This window comes from Myceligenerans halotolerans (genome assembly GCF_054782975.1).
Genome location: NZ_BAAGRL010000010.1, coordinates 13,403 through 30,065, shown reverse-complemented (window position 1 = coordinate 30,065; position 16,663 = coordinate 13,403). Strand labels below are relative to the sequence as shown.

Below are 16,663 nucleotides of genomic sequence, written 5' to 3'. Positions count from 1 at the left end.
GCCTAGGACCTTAACTGCGCTTTGCGAATCATCCCTCGCCGGAAAGTCTCCGCAAAAGAGTCACGGCATCGGGACTTGCATCCAGCAACGGACCGACGATCGCCTCGGTTCCCCGTGCCGGATCGAGCATCGGAACGCGCTGCAGCGTCTGCCGCCCGCCGACGTCGAAGATCACCGAGTCCCAGCTCGCCGCCGAGACCTGGTCGCCGTACCGCGCCATCACCTCGCCGCGGAACCACGCCCGCGTGTCGGCCGGCGGATGGTCGACGGCGCGCGCCACCGAGGCCTCGTCGACGATCCGCTCGACGGCGCCCTTGGCGAGCAGCCGGTGGTAGATCCCGCGTTCCGGCCGCACGTCGGACCACTGCAGGTCCATGGCGTGCAGGCGCGGATGCTCCCAGCCCAGTCCGTCGCGCCGGCGCAGCCCCTCCAGCAGGCGCAGCTTCGCGATCCACTCCACCTCACGCACGCACGACGCGCGGTCCACCGCGAGCCGCTCCAGCAGGGACGTCCAGCGCTCCAGCACGGCGTCCGAGTCCGGGTCGCTGCCCAGCGCCTTGAGCGAGCGCCTGACCACGTCGGCGCAGGCGCCCTGGATCTCGAGCGCGGTCATGGTGCGCCCGTCCGCCAGGTCCAGCGCCACCGACAGGTCCAGGTCCCGCGAGACGCGCTGGACCGCGGCGACGGGGTCGGCGAGCTTCAGGGCGCCGAGCTCCTTGCGGGCGTCCACACCGGCGTCGGCGAGCTCGCCCAGGTGCTCCAGCACCCACAGGAACAGCGACGTCGCGCCGGTCTTGAGATAGGTCGGCACCTCCATGCAGTTCGCGTCGCCGAGGATGAGATGCAGGCGGCGCCAGCGCTGCCGGTCCGCGTGCGGTTCGTCGCGTGTGTTCACGATGGGCCGGCGCAGCGTGGTCTCCAGGCCGATCTCGGCCTCGATGTAGTCCGCCCGCTGCGAGAGCTGGTAGCCGGGCTGGCCGCCCGCGGCGCCGAGGCCCACGCGGCCCGAGCCCGTGTACACCTGCCGGGTCACGAGGAACGGGGTGATGAGCTCCGCGAGGGTGGCGAACGAGAGGGCCCGGTCCACCAGGTAGTTCTCGTGCGTGCCGTAGCTGGCGCCCTTGCCGTCCACGTTGTTCTTGTACAGGACCGTCTCGCTGCCCGGCACCACCGCCAGGGCGCGGACGGCCGCGAGCATGACCCGCTCCCCCGCGACGTCCCAGCGCACCAGGTCGACCGGGTTGGTGACCTCGGGCGACGAGTACTCCGGGTGCGCGTGGTCCACGTACAGGCGCGCGCCGTTGGTGAGGATGACGTTCGCGGCGCTCGGGTCGTCGTACTCCTCGGTGGCCGGGCGCTCCACGTCCTGCGGCGGCGAGCCCGGCCCGCCGCGCACCACCGGGATCTGCCCGGTCCCGGGTCGGGCGCCGACCACGGGCATCTGACCCGTCGTCGGGCCCGACGGCGCCGGGCGCGCCGGGTCGTTCGTCATCATCGAGGGGTGCGCCGACGCCTGCTCGAGGCGGAACCCGCGGGCGTCCTGGAGCGGGTCCTCGTCGTCGTAGTCCCACCGCGCCCGGCTGCGCGCGGAGGCGTCACGATCCGCGAGAGCGCGGTACGTCGTCACCACCTGGCTCGAGAGCAACATCGGGTTCGCCAGCGGACGACCCGGCTGCAGCACTCCGTACTCGGTCTCGATTCCCATCACGCGACGCACGCTCACATCACCAACCCTAAGTCAGTATTCTCCGGAGCCGCCCGGCCCGGAGAGCCCTGCGGGGGCCGGGGACCGGCCGGGTCGGTAGGCGACCCGGCCGGTCCCCGGTCTCGTCCGTCAGCGGTCCCTCACGGGTTCCCGCTTCCGGAGGCCCCGGCCCTCACAGGTACTGACCCGTGTTCTGGACCGTGTCGATGGTGCGCGGTGTCGCACCCTCGCCCTTCTTCTGGACGATGGTGCGGATGAACACGATGCGCTCGCCCTTCTTCCCGCTGATGCGCGCCCAGTCGTCGGGGTTGGTGGTGTTGGGCAGGTCCTCGTTCTCCTGGAACTCGTCGACGCACGCCGAGAGCAGGTGGTCGACGCGGATGCCCTTCTGACCGGTGGCCAGGAAGTCCTTGATCGCGTTCTTCTTCGCCCGGTCCACGACGTTCTCGATCATGGCGCCGGAGTTGAAGTCCTTGAAGAACAGGGTCTCCTTGTCCCCGGACGCGTACGTGACCTCCAGGAACTGGTTCTCCTCGTCCTCGGCGTACATGCGCTCCACGACCGAGGTGATCATCCCGTCGAGCGCCGCGGGGACGTTCCCGCCGTACTCGGCGACGTCCTCCGGGTGGATCGGCAGGCCCTCGGTGAGGTACTTCGCGAAGATCTCCTTGGCGCCCTCGGCGTCCGGACGCTCGATCTTGATCTTCACGTCGAGCCGGCCCGGGCGCAGGATCGCCGGGTCGATCATGTCCTCACGGTTGGACGCGCCGATGACGATGACGTTGTCGAGCCGCTCGACGCCGTCGATCTCCGCCAGGAGCTGCGGCACGATCGTGGTCTCGACGTCGGACGAGAGCCCCGTGCCGCGGGTGCGGAACAGCGACTCCATCTCGTCGAAGAACACGACCACCGGCATGCCCTGGGAGGCCTTCTCCCGCGCGCGGGCGAAGATCAGGCGGATGTGCCGCTCGGTCTCGCCCACGTACTTGTTGAGCAGTTCCGGACCCTTGACGTTGAGGAAGTAGCTCTTCGCCGAGGGGTCGCCACCACTGGCCTTCGCGACCATCCCGGCCAGGGAGTGCGCCACCGCCTTGGCGATGAGCGTCTTGCCGCAACCGGGCGGGCCGTACAGCAGGACGCCCTTGGGCGGGCGCAGACCGTGCTCCCGGAACAGGTCCGGGTGCGCGAAAGGCAGTTCGACGGCGTCACGGATCGCCTCGATCTGCGGGCCGAGACCCCCGATGTCGCCGTAGTCGATCTCGGGGACCTCCTCGAGGACGAGTTCCTCGACCTCGGACTTGGGCACCACCTCGAAGACGAAGCCGCTGCGGGTGTCCACGGTGAGCGAGTCACCGACCCGCAGCATCTCGTCGGAGATCGAGCCGGCGAGGCGCACCACGCGCTCCTCGTCCGCCCGGCCGACGACGAGCACCCGGTCGCTGCCGAGCAGTTCCTTGATGGTGACCAGTTCGCCGGTGCGCTCGTACTCCCCGGCGGCCACCACCGTCATCGCCTCGTTGAGCTTGACCTCCTGGCCAGGGCTCAGCCGGGAGACGTCGAGGTTGGGGCTGGCGGCCACGTGCATCTTGCGGCCCGAGGACGAGATGTCCACCGATCCGTCGGGGTGCGCCCCCAGGAAGGTGGCGTAGGTGCCCGGCGGCTTGGCGAGATCGTCGAGCTGCTTCTTCAGCTCGACGATCTGGTCGCGAGCGGCGCGCAGCGCCTCGGCGAGGCGCTCGTTCTTTGCTGAGAGGAGGGCAATCTGACGCTCGTAGTCGCGATTCGGCATCGATCCGTTATCGGGAAGGTTGTATCCACCTGTGTTGTCGGTCATGGCTTCCCCTCTCGTAGGGCCCGGAAGGCGACCCTACGACGTGGACCGCCTCCGAGAACAGCACTGTAGGCGTAGTGTCTGACACTCCGGGAGGTAGAACGCCCGTCCGAGACGCCGCGGGTACCCGATCGTTACGCGCCGTTCACGTACGACGTGCGCGCACGCCCGTGTTCGCTCTTGGCGGATCCCGCGCCGTCTCAGCCCGTGGGAACGAACTTCACCTGCGACCGCTCTCGCCCTCTACTTGTCCGAGATCGCCATCCCCGACATGAACGGCTTCTGCAGCGCGAGGAAGACCAGCAGCGGCGGGATGCTGGCGAGCAGCGCGCCCAGCATCAGCGGGCCGTAGCTGATCGCCTGGTCGGTGGCCCGCAGCGCGGACAGGGACTGCTGCACCACCTGCCCCGACGCGTCCTTGATCACCAGGACCGGCCACAGGTACATGTTCCACGCGTACGTGAACGACACGACCGCCAGCGCCCCGATCGTGTTCCAGCTCAGCGGCAGCAGGATGCGGAAGCAGAACTGGAACGGCCCCGCGCCGTCGAGCTGCGCGGCCTCCGGTAGCTCGGCCGGCAGCGACATGAAGTGCTGCCGGAACAGGAACACGCTCGTGGCCGACGCCGCGAACGGCACCACGAGCGCCCACAGCGAGTCCGTCATCCCGAGGTCGGACGTGACCCGGAAGAGCGCCAGGATCATCACCTCGGTCGGCATCATCAGCGTGATCAGCACGCCGAAGAACACCAGCGACTTCCCGCGGAACCGGAAGTACACGAACGCCAGCCCGGCCGCCATCGACAGGATCGTCTTGGCCACGGTCACCAGCGTCGACATCACCAGCGAGTTCCACATCGCCCTGCCGATGCCGCGCTCGACCCACACCTTGTGGAAGTGCTCGCCGAACGACGAGCCGGGCGTGAGCCGGAACGCGAACACCTCCGCGTTCGTCTGCGTGGCCACGAGCACCGCGTACAGCAGCGGGAACCCGATGAGCAGCACGCACGCGATCGAGAGCACGTGCAGGTGCCACGTGCGCCCGGCGAACACCCCGCGCCGGCCCACGGAGATCGTCAGGTTGTCGCTCATACGCCCTCCCCGGCGCTGCTGTGTCCGCCCGGCAGTCAGCCCGGCGGCATCCTGTCCGGCGTCGTGCCGGACGGCGTCCGTGCGCGCGCTCATGCTCCGCCTCCGTAGGTGATCCGGCCCTCGGACCGCCGGAACTGCCACACGGTCAGCCCGATGACCGCGATGAACAGGATCACCGACTGCGCCGCGCCCCGGCCGAGGTCCCCGGTGCCGACGCCGACGCGGATGATCTCGTAGATCGCCACGGTGGTCTGCCCGCTGGGCCCGCCGCGGGTGAGGTAGTCGATGGTCCCGTACACGTCGAAGAACGCGTACGTCAGGTTGGTGACGAGCAGGAAGAACGTCACCGGCGCGATCGTCGGCACGATGATCCGCGCGAACCGGCGCCACGCCCCGGCCCCGTCGATGGCCGCCGCCTCGACGATGTCGCGCGGCACGGTCTGCAGCGCCGCCACGTAGAACAGGATGTTGTGCCCCACCCACTTCCAGGAGGCCGCCAGCACGATCGCCGCCTGGGCCAGCACGCCGTCGGACCGGTAGGACGGGAAGTCCAGCCCGACGACGTCGGCCAGGTGCGCCATGACGCCCGCCGTCGGGTCGAACATCATGAAGAACAGGATGCCCGCCACCGGCGGCGACACCGCGTACGGCCAGATGAGCAGCGTCCGGTACACCGACGCGCCGCGGAACCGGCGTGCGACCAGGTAGGCCAGCGCGAGCCCCGCGACCATGCTGACCGCCACGATGCCGAGCGAGATGCCCACGGTCGCGACGTACACGCCGCGGTAGCCGGTGCGTCCCGGCGCGAAGACGAAGTACAGCGCGACGACGACGGCGATCGGCCCCAGCGGCGCGAGTGCGGCGGCGACGGTGTGCGACGCCGTCCCCGCCGTCGTCCGCGAGCGCCACAGGCTGAGGCCCGCCACGACGGCGACGGCGGCCAGCGGCAGCCCCGCGACCAGGTAGGGCGCGGGGACGAGCAGTTCGGCGAAGTTGCTGAGGCAGACGTCGGCGGAGCGCGGCGCGCCCATGCGGGCGAGCTTCGTGGACAGCGCGAACGTCTGGATCGAGGGGTAGTACAGGAAGACGGCGAGCACGGCGAGCGTGGGTGCGAGGAGCAGCCAGGGCCACCAGGGGCCGGTGCGGAACATGCCGGACCGCAGTTCGGTCAGCAGGGCGCCGTCGGAGGGGCCGGAGCCCGCACGGACGGCGGCGACGGTCCGGGTGAGGCCGGCGCCGACGGTCACGACGGCGGCGACGGCCAGGATCCGCTGGACGGCGGTGTTGTCGCCGACCACGTCGCCGCCGAGCGCGCAGCCGGCGAAGAACCAGGTGGTGGCCAGCGCGCCGGCGAGGCCGACCGCGCCCCCGACGAGGGGGTGCAGCCGGCCTCGCGACGCGACCACCGCGATGAGGGCGGCGGCCAGCACGGTGAGGATCAGGAGCATGTGGCGGGTGTCACTCGGCGGAGTAGAGCAGCTCGTAGTCGTCGAGGAGCTGCTGGGCTTCCTCGTCGGCGGCGCCGAGGCGGTCGGCGACGTCGTCCCCGCCCACGAGGATGTCCTCGGCGGCGGCGGTGATGACGTCGCGGATCGCGACGAAGTTGCCCATGAGGACGCCGGTCGACGCCGGGGTGTCGGCGGCGAGGTCGAGCTGGTCGGAGGCGACCTTGAAGTTCGGGTTCTCCTCGAACCAGCCCTCTTCGGTCAGGAGGTCGACGGCGGAGTTCGTGATCGGGACGTAGCCGCTGACCTTGTGCCACTCCGCGGCGTTCTCGGGGTTGTTGAAGAAGTTGAGGAACGCGAGGGAGGCGTCGGTGGTGTCCTCGTCGAGGCCGGCGCTCAGCCAGAGCGTGGCGCCGCCGATGAGGTTGCCGCCGTAGGGCGTGTCGGCGTCGTACGGCATGCGGCCGGCGACGACGTCGTACCCGCCTTCCTCGCCCTCCTCGGTGACGCCGGTGGCGTCGCCGGAGCTCGACATGAGGAAGGCGACCTCCTGCGCGGAGAACGCCGCGCGGGTGCCGTCCCAGTCACGCTGGACGCCGGTGTAGAGGTAGTGGCCGTCCTGCTCGAGGCCCTGCCACCAGCTCAGGTAGTCGACCATGCCGTCGCTGTCGAGCTCGACCTCGGTGGCGCGGCCGGAGCGGCCGTTGTCGTTGTTGCCGAGGTTCGTGTCGGCCTGGCCCATGGCCTGCTCCATCCACCAGGAGTGGTTGGGCCAGGTGATGCAGGCCTCGGGGCCGTCGTCGAGCTCCGCGATCTTCTCGCAGGCGTCCTCGAGTTCCTGCCACGTCTCGGGGATCTCCTCGACGCCGGCGTCCGTCATGAGGGTCTCGTTGCCGTACATGATGGTGGACGACGTGTTCCACGGCATGGAGTAGAACTCGCCGTCGACGGAGTAGTAGTTCTTCGCCGGGGCGACGACGTCGTCCAGGACGACGGGCTCGCCGAGGATCTCCTCGCGGCCGTCGGTGGCCGCGGCCACGGACTGGAAGATGGGCTCGCCGTCGGGGTCGACGGCGTCGAGGGCCTCGCGGGTGGCGGCCTCGAAGTAGTGCACGATCTCGGGGGCGTCGCCGCCGTCGAGCGCGAGCTGCATCTGCTGGAAGAGGGTCTCGTAGTCGTCGAAGCCCTGGACCTCGACGGTCACGCCCTCGTGCGCGGCCTCGAATTCTTCGGCCTTCTCCTGGACGAAGCCGAGGCGTGTGTCGTCGGTGAAAGCGACCCACACGTCGACGACGCCGTCGCCTGCCGTGTCCGCCTCCGAGCTGCCGGTGCAGCCGGCCAGCACCAGTGCCGCGGCGGCGGTACCCGCCGCCGTGGCGCACAGCGTGCGATTCTTCATGACTCCTCCTGGACGTCGGTGCGATGTCGCAGGGAACGTATCGACGTCAGACGACCAGATGGTCAGGAATCAGAAATTCTGGATGAACACCGGATGACGATCGGGCGGCACGGCCCGTACCGTCACTCCTCGGGAGGCTTGCCGACCTCGCGGCGGACTCGCCGGATCTTCTTGGCGGAGACCTCGCGCTCCCCCAGCGCCTCCTCGGACCACTCCTCGGACCAGGCCGGGTCGACGGCCTCGTCGGCCGCCGCGCCGTTCGCCGTCGCGCGCTCGGTCTTGGCGCCCTTCGCCGGGCGCCGCTTGCGCTCGGGCGGGACGACGCCGTCGGCCAGGCGCCGCGCCGTGATGAGGAAGCCGGTGTGCCCGATCATCCGGTGCTGCGGGCGTACCGCGAGGCCTTCCAGGTGCCAGCCGCGCACCATGGTCTCGAACGCGGACGGCTCGGCGAACCGGCCGCCGGCCCGCAGGTCCTCGGCCGTGCGGGACAGCTGCGTGGCGGTGGCGACGTAGCAGATCAGCACGCCGCCGGGCACGAGCGCGTCGGCCACCACGTCGAGGTTCTCCCAGGGCGCGAGCATGTCGAGCACGACGCGGTCCACCGTGCCGGGCTCGGCGACGCCGGGCAGCCGGTCGGCGAGGTCGCCCGTGTGGAGGTGCCATGCGGGGTGCGGCCCGCCGAAGAACGTCTCGACGTTGCCGCTGGCGATGGCCGCGAAGTCGGCGCGCCGCTCGATCGAGTGCAGCTCGCCGGTGTCGCCGACCGCGCGCAGCAGCGACAGGGTGAGGCCGCCGGAGCCGACGCCGGCCTCGACCACGCGCGCGCCGGGGAAGATGTCCGCCATCGTGACGATCTGGCCGGCGTCCTTCGGGTAGACGACGGCCGCCCCGCGCGGCATCGACAGCACGTAGTCGTTCAGCAGCGGGCGCAGCGCCAGGTACTCGACGTCCGCGGTGTTCGTGACGACCCAGCCCTCGGGCCTGCCGATGAGTTCCTCGTGCTTGAAGTACCCCTTGTGGGTGTGGAACGTCGCACCGGGCTTGAGGGTGATGGTGTGCATCCGGCCCTTGGGGTCGGTCAGCTGCACCTTGTCGCCCTCGCGGAACGGTCCGCGGCGCTGGTCGGCGCCGGTGGCCGTCGGGCCGGGGGCATCGGTCGGAGAAGTCACGACCGACCATCCTACGTGCGCCGCGGCGAGCGCGTGTTCCAGGGCGGCCGCGGCCGCGTGGATCAGGCCTTGCGGACGGCCATCGCGACCCGGGCCAGGTCGAGGACGCCGGTCACGCGGCCGGCCTCGACCACCGGGACCAGTCGTGCGCCGCCCGACGACGCCGCCAGGTGACGCAGCAGCTCCTGACCGTTCACGTCCGGGCCGACCGCGGACTTCGGCACGAACGGCACCGAGACGGAGTCGACGCCGGTACGCTCGCGCGCCTCGGGCGGGACCGAGGCGGCCGCGGTGTCGTCGAGGACGGCCAGCGGGACGTCGTCGTGCCCCACCACCACGACGCGCGCGGGCCTCTCCCCCGGTCCGGTGACCGGGCGGGCCGCGAGCGCCGTGGCCACGGTGGAGCCGAGCGGGACGAGCACGACGGGGTCGGCGAGGTGTCCGGCGTGGAGGGAGGAGATGGCCGCGCGGCGGCGTGCGCCGGCGATGGCGCCGCTGGCGCCGAACCAGAGGAAGGCGGCGATGAGCACGGCGAAGAGCAGGGTGCTGTCCGGCAGCTGCCCGCTCAGGAGCGGCAGGAGCCCCCAGGCGACGACGCCGACCGCGATGACCCGTCCGGCCCAGCCGGCGACGATGGTCCCCGTGCTGCGGGAGCCCGTGACGCCCCAGACGGCGGCCTCCAGGATCTGGCCGCCGTCCAGCGGGAGGCCGGGCAGCAGGTTGAACACGCCGACGAACGCGTTGGAGAGGGCGCCGGCGATCAGGAGCACGTCGGGGATGTCCAGGCTGCTGTCGGCCCGGGCGAGGTAGACGAGCCAGAAGCCGGCGGCGAGCGCGACGTTCGTGAGCGGGCCGACGACGGCGACCAGGAAGCCGTCGAGCGGGCGGCCGAGGCCGCCGGAGTAGGCGGTGTGACCACCCCAGAGGGTGATCGCGAGCTCGTGCACCTCCTGCCCGCGGGCGCGGGCCACGAGGGCGTGGGCGACCTCGTGCAGGAACACGGAGGCGAACAGCATGATCACGAAGGTGGCGGCCACGAGGTAGGCGACCGCGCCGAGGTCGGGGAGCTGCCGCAGGACCCAGGGGCCGAAGATGACGGTCAGCACCGCCGCGGCGACGAACCAGGAGGGTGTGACGATGACCGGCGCGCCGGCGACGTGCCCGAGCGTCCAGCCGCGCGAGCGCGGGGGTGCGGCCTGGGCCGAGGGCTTGCTGTTCACCGGCACAGCGTATCCGCCGGGGTGCGGCGGGATCGCGGCGCGCCTGTGGATGACGCCGGGGCGTTGTCGGTGTCTCCCCCTAGGGTTGTCGCCATGACCGTGATCGCGCCTCCGTCCCGTCCGCCGGCCCTGTCACCGTCGCGCGCGAGCGACTTCCTGCAGTGCCCGCTGCTGTTCCGGCTGCGGACGGTGGACCGCCTGCCGGAGCCGGCCTCGTCGGCGGCGACGCGCGGGACGCTCGTGCACTCGGTCCTGGAGCGCCTGTACGACGCGCCGGCGGGCGAGCGGACGCCCGCGGCCGCGCAGGAGCTCCTCCCCGTGGAGTGGGAGAAGCTCCAGGAGACCGATCCGCGGGTGCGGGAGCTGTTCGCCCCGGGCGGGGACGCCGAGTCCGAGGGTGTCGAGAACTGGCTCGACGGTGCGGGTCGCCTGGTGAGCACCTACTTCACGCTGGAGGACCCGAACCGCCTGGAGCCGGCCGAGCGGGAGCTGAGGGTCGAGACGCAGCTGCCGGACGGGCCGCTGCTGCGTGGCATCGTGGACCGGCTGGACGTGAAGCCGGACGACGGCGCGCTGCGGGTCGTGGACTACAAGACGGGCCGCTCCCCCAGCCCGCGCTTCGAGGGGAAGGTGCTGTTCCAGCTGCGGTTCTACGGGCTGGTGCTGTGGCGTGAGCGGGGCGTTGTGCCGAAGATGCTGCAGCTCGTCTACCTCGGGGACGGGCAAGTCCTGCGGGCGGAGCCGACGCCGGAGCAGCTCGAGGGCGCCGAGCGGAAGGTGCGCTGGGTGTGGTCCGAGATCGAGAAGGCGGCGCGCGAGGAGACGTGGGAGCCGCGGCCGAGCAAGTTGTGCGACTGGTGCGCGCACCGGTCGGTGTGTCCCGCGTTCGGCGGGACGCCGCCGCCGATCCCGGAGGGCGCGGTGGAGCTGCGGCTCGGGATCGTGTAGCGCCGCCGCGAGTCAGTACTCGTCGACGACCTCGCCCGCGGCGAGCCGCGCGAGGAGGTCGAGGCCCGCGCCGTCGAGCGAGCGCAGGCGGCTCAGGCCCGGGCGTTCCCCGACGGGGAGGACGGCCTCGACGCCGAGCGTGCGGGCGCCGCTGGCGAGCGCGGACGTGATGCCGACGGGCGAGTCCTCGACGGCCACGCAGTCCACCGCGGACACGCCGAGCCGCTCGGCCGCCGTGAGGTACGGCTCCGGGTGCGGCTTGCCGTGGGTGACCTCGTCGCCCACGACGATCGTGGCGAACGTGTCCTCGGGGGCGCCCGCGGCGACGGCCTCCGCCAGGTTGCGGTACGACATCGTGACGATGGCGCAGGGCACTCCCGCCGCGTTCAGGTCGGCCAGCAGCGGCAGCACGCCCGGGCGCCACGGCACCTCGTCGGCCAGCCGGTCCCGCACGCGGGCGATGAGCCGGTCCACGATCTCGGCCGGCTCCATGGGCACGCCCGCGTCCCGCAGCACCCCGGCGCTGACGATCAACTGCTGTCCCACGAGCTTCAGCGCGTCCTCGTGCGTCCAGGTCACGCCGTGGGCCTCGGTGAGCTCGTGCTCCGCCGCGATCCAGTACGGCTCCGTGTCGACCAGGGTGCCGTCCATGTCGAAGAGGACGGCCTTGGGGAGTGCCTGGGAGCCGGCGTCCTCGCGGGACTCCGGGTCGCGGCGCAGAGCGGTGTTCACGAGTGGCCTCCGGTGGCGTGTGCTGCAGGGGGTCGCTGTACGGCCCCCACCTCATCACATCGGCGAAGCACCGCATGACGCAGGAGCGACGAGAAGGTGACGAAACCGCGCGGGAGGCCCGCGCTGCGATGAACGTCACAGACGGGTTGCCTCGGCGCCACCCCGATTCGCTACCCTGATCATGGCGTCCAAGCACGATATATGCCCAGACACGTGTATATGCGGTAGAAAATACAGCGGAACGTACGGCGGAACGTACGGTTGAATAGGCCGCGACATGACCACCTACTTCACGTCCGACATGCACTTCGGACACGCCAACATCATCCGGTTCTGCGACCGGCCCTTCGGCGGCGTCGGCCACATGAACGCCCGGCTCGCGGAACTCTGGAACGACACCGTGTCCGACGACGACACGGTGTGGGTCCTCGGCGACGTCGCGCTCGGCACCCTGGACGACTCGCTGACCTGGATCGGCCGGCTCGCCGGGCACAAGATCCTCGTGCCCGGCAACCACGACCGCTGCTGGGCCGGCGACCGCGGCCTCCGCAAGGGGGCGCCCGAGGTGCGCGCGGAACGCCGGGAGAAGGCCCGGTCCCGCTACCTCGCCGCCGGGTTCGCCGAGATCCACGACGACCCCGGCAGGTTCCCCGTCGCCGGGCTGGACGCCGCCGTCTCCCACTTCCCGTTCTCCGGCGACTCCCACGGCGAGGACCGGTACGTCGAGTACCGCCCGGCGGACGACGGCGGCTGGGTGCTGCACGGCCACGTGCACGACACGTGGCGGCAGCGGGACCGCCAGCTCAACGTCGGCGTCGACGCGTGGGGCGGCCGGCCGGTCGCCGTCGAGCGCCTCGCCGCACTCGTCGACGACGGCCCCCGGGAACTGGCACCGCTCGCCTGGACCGACTGATCTCTCCTCCCCGCCCTATTTCTGGCAGGGATCATCATTGTCCGGTTCACTGACGTGGTGGACCTCCGCCTGCCGCCGCATCGCGCACAGCCCCCGGATGCCCCGGAGACGCGGCCGGCTCCGGTGGGCGAGCCCGGCCGTCCGGCCGCGCAGCGCGCCGAGCTCAGGGCACTGCTCCACTGGGCCCGGTCGAGGGACCCCCTCGCCGTGTGCCTCGTGACCGGTCCGCGGGGAGCGGGCAAGACACGCCTCGCGCGGGAGCTGGCCGGCCGGCTCGCCCGGCGGGGCTGGACCGTGCTGCAGATCCGGAACGACGACGACGCCCGCGTGGCCACCGAGCGGCCGGCTCGTCGTCGTCTGCTCCTGGTCGACGACGCCGACACCCTCCCCGGACTGCGCCCGCTCCTCCTGGCAGCCGCCCGGGAGGAACGCGGCCGGACGCGCATCCTCCTGGTCGCGCGGCGGACGACCGTCTGGCGGGACCGCCTCGAGCACGGCACCCCCGCCGTCCGCGCCCTGCTCCACGCGTCGCCGGTCCTGGAGCTCCCGGCCGGCGGACCACCGGGACCCGCACCCGGACTGCCCGCGCCCCCCTCCGCGCCGCTCCCGCCGGGACACGCCGCCGTCCTCGCCACCGCGATGCTCCTGGGCGCCGAGGAGGGCAGCGGGCCGGACGGAATGCCGTCGCCGCCGAACGAGAACCTCGTCGCCCGCGCGCTCGCCGACGACCCCCGGTTCGCCGAGCGCGTCACCACGGGCCTGTCGCCGCGGCAGGCGATCCACGCCGCCCGGCTCCTGGCGCGGATCATGTCCGCCGGTCCCCGACACGCCTCGGCCGACGCGGTGGCCGCCGCCTACGAGCGCGTGACCGCGCAGCTGCCCGACGACGCCGACGTGCTGGAGACGTTCGCCTGCCACCCGCAATACCTGACCGGCACCTTCATGTGCGCGCGCGTGTCACTGGCCGGGCGCGCCGTCGTCCTGCTCGACGGCGACCGCTCCCGCCGGGCCGCGATCCACGTCACGATGGCCGACGCCCTCAAGCACGACGGCCGCTACGCCCAGGCCCTCGAGGCGGCCGACACGGCGTTGCACCTCCTCACCGGCGCACCGGGTGACACCTCCCGCGCCGGACCCGAGCCGGCCGTCGCCGCCGCCCGCGCGCTGCGGGGCGCGCTGCTGTGGTTCCGGGGACGTATCGACGAGGCGCTCGACGACGAGGCGGCCGCCGTCGCCGCCTACCGCGAGCTCCTCGCCGAGCACCCCGCCCGGTACCGGCCGGCGCTCGCGAGCGCGGTGACGAACGCCGGCAGCGCCCTCGCCGAGCTCGGGCGGGCGCAGGAGGCGCTGGCCGCGTCCGCGGAGGGCGTCGCCCACGCCCGCATCGTGTCCGACGACGAGCCCGATCAGATCCGACCCCTGCTCGCGAAGAGCCTGTGGAACCTCGGCAAGCGCCACGCCGAGCTCGGCTCCGCCGACGAGGCCTACCGATGCACGCTCGAAGCGGTCGAGACCTGCCGGGAACTGGTGCGCGACGACCCATACCGCTACAACCCGGACCTGGCCAGCGCGCTGTCCTACCTCGGAGCACGGCTGAGCGAGCTGGGACGGCCCGGCGAGGCCGCCCGCGCGACGGCCGAGGCGCTCGAACTGCGCCGCCGTCTCGCCGAGCAGCACGAGGGATACCTGCCGTTCGTCGCCCAGACGCTCTCGAACCTCGGCATCCTGAACGCGCAGCTCGGCCGGCGGCGGCTGGGGCTCGAGCACGAGCGGGAGGCCGTCACGATCCGGCGGCGGCTCGCGGCGTCGAACCCGGATCGGCACCTGCCGGACCTGGCCGCGTCCCTGTCGAACCTCGGCGTGACCCACTCGGTCCTCGGGAACGCGACCGAGGCGCTCGCCGCGGAGGACGAGGCCACCGGGATCCTTCGCGAGCTCGCGACCGAGCATCCCGCGCGCCATCTGCCCGGCCTGGTGAAGTCGCTGTCGAACCTCGCGTCACGGCTCGCCGAGAACGGCCGCACCCCGGACGCCGTCGACCCCGCGGAAGAAGCGGTCGCCGCCAGCAGGCGCCTGACCGAGCGGAGCGGGCACCAGCACCTGCCGGTCCTGGGCACGTCGCTGACGAACCTCGCGGGCACCTACGCGGACGTCGGCCGGCACACCGACGCCGTCGCCGCCGCGCGGGAGGCCGCGGGAATCCTCGACGACCTCGCGCGGACGCAGCCGGAGAAGTACGAGCCGGAGTTCGCCCTCGCCCTGACGAATCTCGCCGTCGCCTCGGCCGGTGCCGACGAGATCGAGGAGGCCCTGGCCGCGGCGCGGCGCGCGGCCCGGCTCCGTGCCCGGCTGGCGGACGGCAACCCGGCCCGCTTCCGCGAGCTCGCGGAACGTTCCGACGAGCTCGTACGGACGCTCGAGGCGACCCGGGCCGGGCCGACGGGGCAGACGGCCTCCTGACTGTGGCCGGTCCGGTGTCGAGCGGTCGGCCCGCGCGACGTTCAGCCCGCCATGCGGGAGACCGTCCCCAGGCATCGCTCCAGCAGGTCGTCCGCCGTCGTGTCCCACTTGCGCGCGGTGTGGTCGAGCTGCCCGTCCAGCATCAGAGACGCGAGCCCGTGCCCGACGGCCCAGATCGCGAGGGCGAGGCCGCGCGGGTCGGCGACCTCGAGTCCGTCGACCAGGTCGGTGAGTCGCAGGAGAGCGGCCTCGCCGCCGTCACGCACGTCGGGGTGCTTGTCGGGCTCGGACAGCTCGGGACGCCACATGACCTGGAAGTGCCCGGGCCGGCGCCGCGCGAAGTCGAGGTAGCACCGCACGAGCGCGGCCACCGCATCGGCGTCGTCGGTGGTGCGCGCGACAGCGCCGAGATCGTCCGCGAGCTCGCGGAAGCCCTGTGCCGAGATGGCGGACAGGAGGGCGGCACGGTTGGCGAAGTGGTGGTACGGCGCGGCGGGGCTGACGCCCGCCTCCCGGGCGACCCTGCGGAGGCTGACCGCTCCGACGCCCTCGCTCTCCACCAGGCGCACGGATGCGTCGACGAGCTCCGCGCGCAGCGCTCCGTGGTGGTACGTCGTCCTGCTCTTCTCGGGTTCGGGCACGAGTCGATCGTAGGAGCACCCGCCGGGTGCGGCGTGCGGGGTTGACGACAGGGCGATCTCGAACTGTACAGTGCTCACATTCTTATCGCCGCTTAGATTGGGTTGCCATGTCCACGACGCTCGTCACCGGGGCCACCGGCTTCATCGCCGGACACGTGATCGAAGAGCTCCTGACCCACGACTACCGTGTCCGCGCCACGGTGCGGTCGCTCCACGACCCGGCGCGTACGGCACACCTGCGGGCCCTGGCCGACCGCACGGGCGGCGACCTCGAACTCGTCGAGGCGGACCTGCTCGACGACGCCGGCTGGCCCGAGGCCGTCGACGGCTGCACGAGCGTGCTGCACATGGCCTCCCCGTTCCCGCCCGCCCCGCCGCGCGACGCCTCGACCCTGGTGCGGCCCGCCGTCGACGGCACGCTGCGGGTACTCCGGGCCTGCGCGGCTGCCGGGGTGGGGCGGGTCGTGGTGACGTCCTCGATCGCGGCCGTCTCGGCACGGACCGGGAAGAACGACGACCGGGTGCGCGACGAGTCCGACTGGGCCGACCTCGACCAGGCCACGCCGTACGCCCGGAGCAAGACCCTCGCCGAGCGCGCCGCGTGGCAGTTCGCGGACGAGCACGCCCTCGACGTGGTGGCGATCAATCCCGGGCTCGTCCTCGGGCCGATCCAGCACCCTTCCGCGGGCACCTCGGTGAGCACGGTGCGGCGACTCCTCGGACGCGAGGTCCCTGCGGTGCCGTCGATGGGCTTCGCGCCCGTGGACGCACGCGACCTCGCCACGGCGCACCGGCGGGCCCTCGAGACGCCGCAGGCCGCCGGCCAGCGGTACATCTGCGCCGGCCCGAACGTGTGGCTCGGCGAGATGGCAGAGATCCTCCGCGAGGAGTTCGGGCCGCGCGGCTACCGCGTCCCCACGGCGCCGATGCCGTACTGGCTTCTGTGGGCCCTCGCGCGCTTCGACCGGGAGGTGCGGCTCGCCCTCGACTACGTGGACCGCCCCGAGCACCTCCGCGCCGACAAGGCCGTGACGGAGCTCGGCCTGAGGATGCGGCCGGTCCGGGAGACGCTCGTCGACACCGGGAACAGCCTGATCGACCACGGCCT

At 72.3% G+C, this 16,663-nt stretch carries 13 protein-coding genes; 4 read left to right on the top strand and 9 right to left on the bottom strand.

From position 1 onward, the window contains the following. Nucleotides 1-28: 28 nt before the first annotated feature. The 7 genes from dop to ACYVK5_RS08215 all read right to left on the bottom strand — a co-directional run bounded on the left by dop (nt 29) and on the right by ACYVK5_RS08215 (nt 9,861). Nucleotides 29-1,705, bottom strand: a complete 1,677-nt coding sequence (gene dop / locus ACYVK5_RS08245) for a depupylase/deamidase Dop (RefSeq protein WP_460703950.1) — start codon at nt 1,703-1,705, stop codon at nt 29-31. 172 nt (nt 1,706-1,877) lie between these two features. Continuing rightward, nucleotides 1,878-3,494 (bottom strand): proteasome ATPase, encoded by a 1,617-nt coding sequence (gene arc / locus ACYVK5_RS08240; RefSeq protein WP_460703948.1) that lies wholly within the window; start codon nt 3,492-3,494, stop codon nt 1,878-1,880. Between the two features lie 285 nt (nt 3,495-3,779). Further along, complete coding sequence (locus ACYVK5_RS08235; protein WP_460703714.1) at nt 3,780-4,721, bottom strand: carbohydrate ABC transporter permease; 942 nt, start codon at nt 4,719-4,721, stop codon at nt 3,780-3,782. Beyond that, entirely contained in the window at nt 4,718-6,076 is a 1,359-nt protein-coding gene (locus ACYVK5_RS08230; RefSeq protein WP_460703712.1) for a carbohydrate ABC transporter permease, read from the bottom strand. The genes ACYVK5_RS08235 and ACYVK5_RS08230 overlap by 4 nt, the downstream gene beginning before the upstream one ends. 10 nt (nt 6,077-6,086) lie before the next feature. Further along, entirely contained in the window at nt 6,087-7,472 is a 1,386-nt protein-coding gene (locus tag ACYVK5_RS08225; protein ID WP_460703710.1) for an extracellular solute-binding protein, read from the bottom strand. 122 nt (nt 7,473-7,594) lie between these two features. Continuing rightward, nucleotides 7,595-8,641, bottom strand: a complete 1,047-nt coding sequence (locus tag ACYVK5_RS08220) for a tRNA (adenine-N1)-methyltransferase (protein ID WP_460703708.1) — start codon at nt 8,639-8,641, stop codon at nt 7,595-7,597. Nucleotides 8,642-8,703: 62 nt separating this feature from the next. Next, nucleotides 8,704-9,861, bottom strand: a complete 1,158-nt coding sequence (locus tag ACYVK5_RS08215) for a site-2 protease family protein (protein WP_460703706.1) — start codon at nt 9,859-9,861, stop codon at nt 8,704-8,706. A 93-nt stretch (nt 9,862-9,954) separates the two neighbouring features. On the opposite strand from ACYVK5_RS08215, the gene ACYVK5_RS08210 reads away from it, so the two are divergent. Continuing rightward, entirely contained in the window at nt 9,955-10,809 is an 855-nt protein-coding gene (locus tag ACYVK5_RS08210; protein WP_460703704.1) for a RecB family exonuclease, read from the top strand. 12 nt (nt 10,810-10,821) lie between these two features. Here ACYVK5_RS08210 and ACYVK5_RS08205 read toward each other — a convergent pair whose 3' ends face one another. Then, nucleotides 10,822-11,541: an HAD family hydrolase gene (locus ACYVK5_RS08205; protein ID WP_460703702.1), complete on the bottom strand. Its 720-nt coding sequence runs from the start codon at nt 11,539-11,541 to the stop codon at nt 10,822-10,824. A 277-nt stretch (nt 11,542-11,818) separates the two neighbouring features. Here ACYVK5_RS08205 and ACYVK5_RS08200 point away from each other — a divergent pair, with 277 nt between their 5' ends. Further along, on the top strand, nt 11,819-12,454 hold the full coding sequence (locus tag ACYVK5_RS08200) for a metallophosphoesterase (RefSeq protein WP_460703700.1): 636 nt from the start codon (nt 11,819-11,821) through the stop codon (nt 12,452-12,454). A 57-nt stretch (nt 12,455-12,511) separates the two neighbouring features. After that, nucleotides 12,512-14,914: a tetratricopeptide repeat protein gene (locus ACYVK5_RS08195; RefSeq protein WP_460703699.1), complete on the top strand. Its 2,403-nt coding sequence runs from the start codon at nt 12,512-12,514 to the stop codon at nt 14,912-14,914. 41 nt (nt 14,915-14,955) lie between these two features. On the opposite strand, the gene ACYVK5_RS08190 is transcribed toward ACYVK5_RS08195, so the two are convergent. Continuing rightward, entirely contained in the window at nt 14,956-15,555 is a 600-nt protein-coding gene (locus ACYVK5_RS08190) for a TetR/AcrR family transcriptional regulator (RefSeq protein WP_460703697.1), read from the bottom strand. Nucleotides 15,556-15,662: 107 nt separating this feature from the next. Between ACYVK5_RS08190 and ACYVK5_RS08185 the strand changes: the two genes are divergently transcribed. Further along, a partial coding sequence (locus ACYVK5_RS08185) for an SDR family oxidoreductase (RefSeq protein ID WP_460703695.1) occupies nt 15,663-16,663 on the top strand: 1,001 nt, incomplete at its 3' end.

Bases quoted from the DNA above. Each gene is read 5' to 3' on its own strand.
- dop (WP_460703950.1), bottom strand. From the start codon at position 1,705: ATGGGAATCGAGACCGAGTACGGAGTGCTGCAGCCGGGTCGTCCGCTG.
- arc (WP_460703948.1), bottom strand. From the start codon at position 3,494: ATGCCGAATCGCGACTACGAGCGTCAGATTGCCCTCCTCTCAGCAAAG.
- ACYVK5_RS08235 (WP_460703714.1), bottom strand. From the start codon at position 4,721: ATGAGCGCGCGCACGGACGCCGTCCGGCACGACGCCGGACAGGATGCC.
- ACYVK5_RS08225 (WP_460703710.1), bottom strand. From the start codon at position 7,472: ATGAAGAATCGCACGCTGTGCGCCACGGCGGCGGGTACCGCCGCCGCG.
- ACYVK5_RS08200 (WP_460703700.1), top strand. From the start codon at position 11,819: ATGACCACCTACTTCACGTCCGACATGCACTTCGGACACGCCAACATC.
- ACYVK5_RS08230 (WP_460703712.1), bottom strand. From the start codon at position 6,076: ATGCTCCTGATCCTCACCGTGCTGGCCGCCGCCCTCATCGCGGTGGTC.
- ACYVK5_RS08210 (WP_460703704.1), top strand. From the start codon at position 9,955: ATGACCGTGATCGCGCCTCCGTCCCGTCCGCCGGCCCTGTCACCGTCG.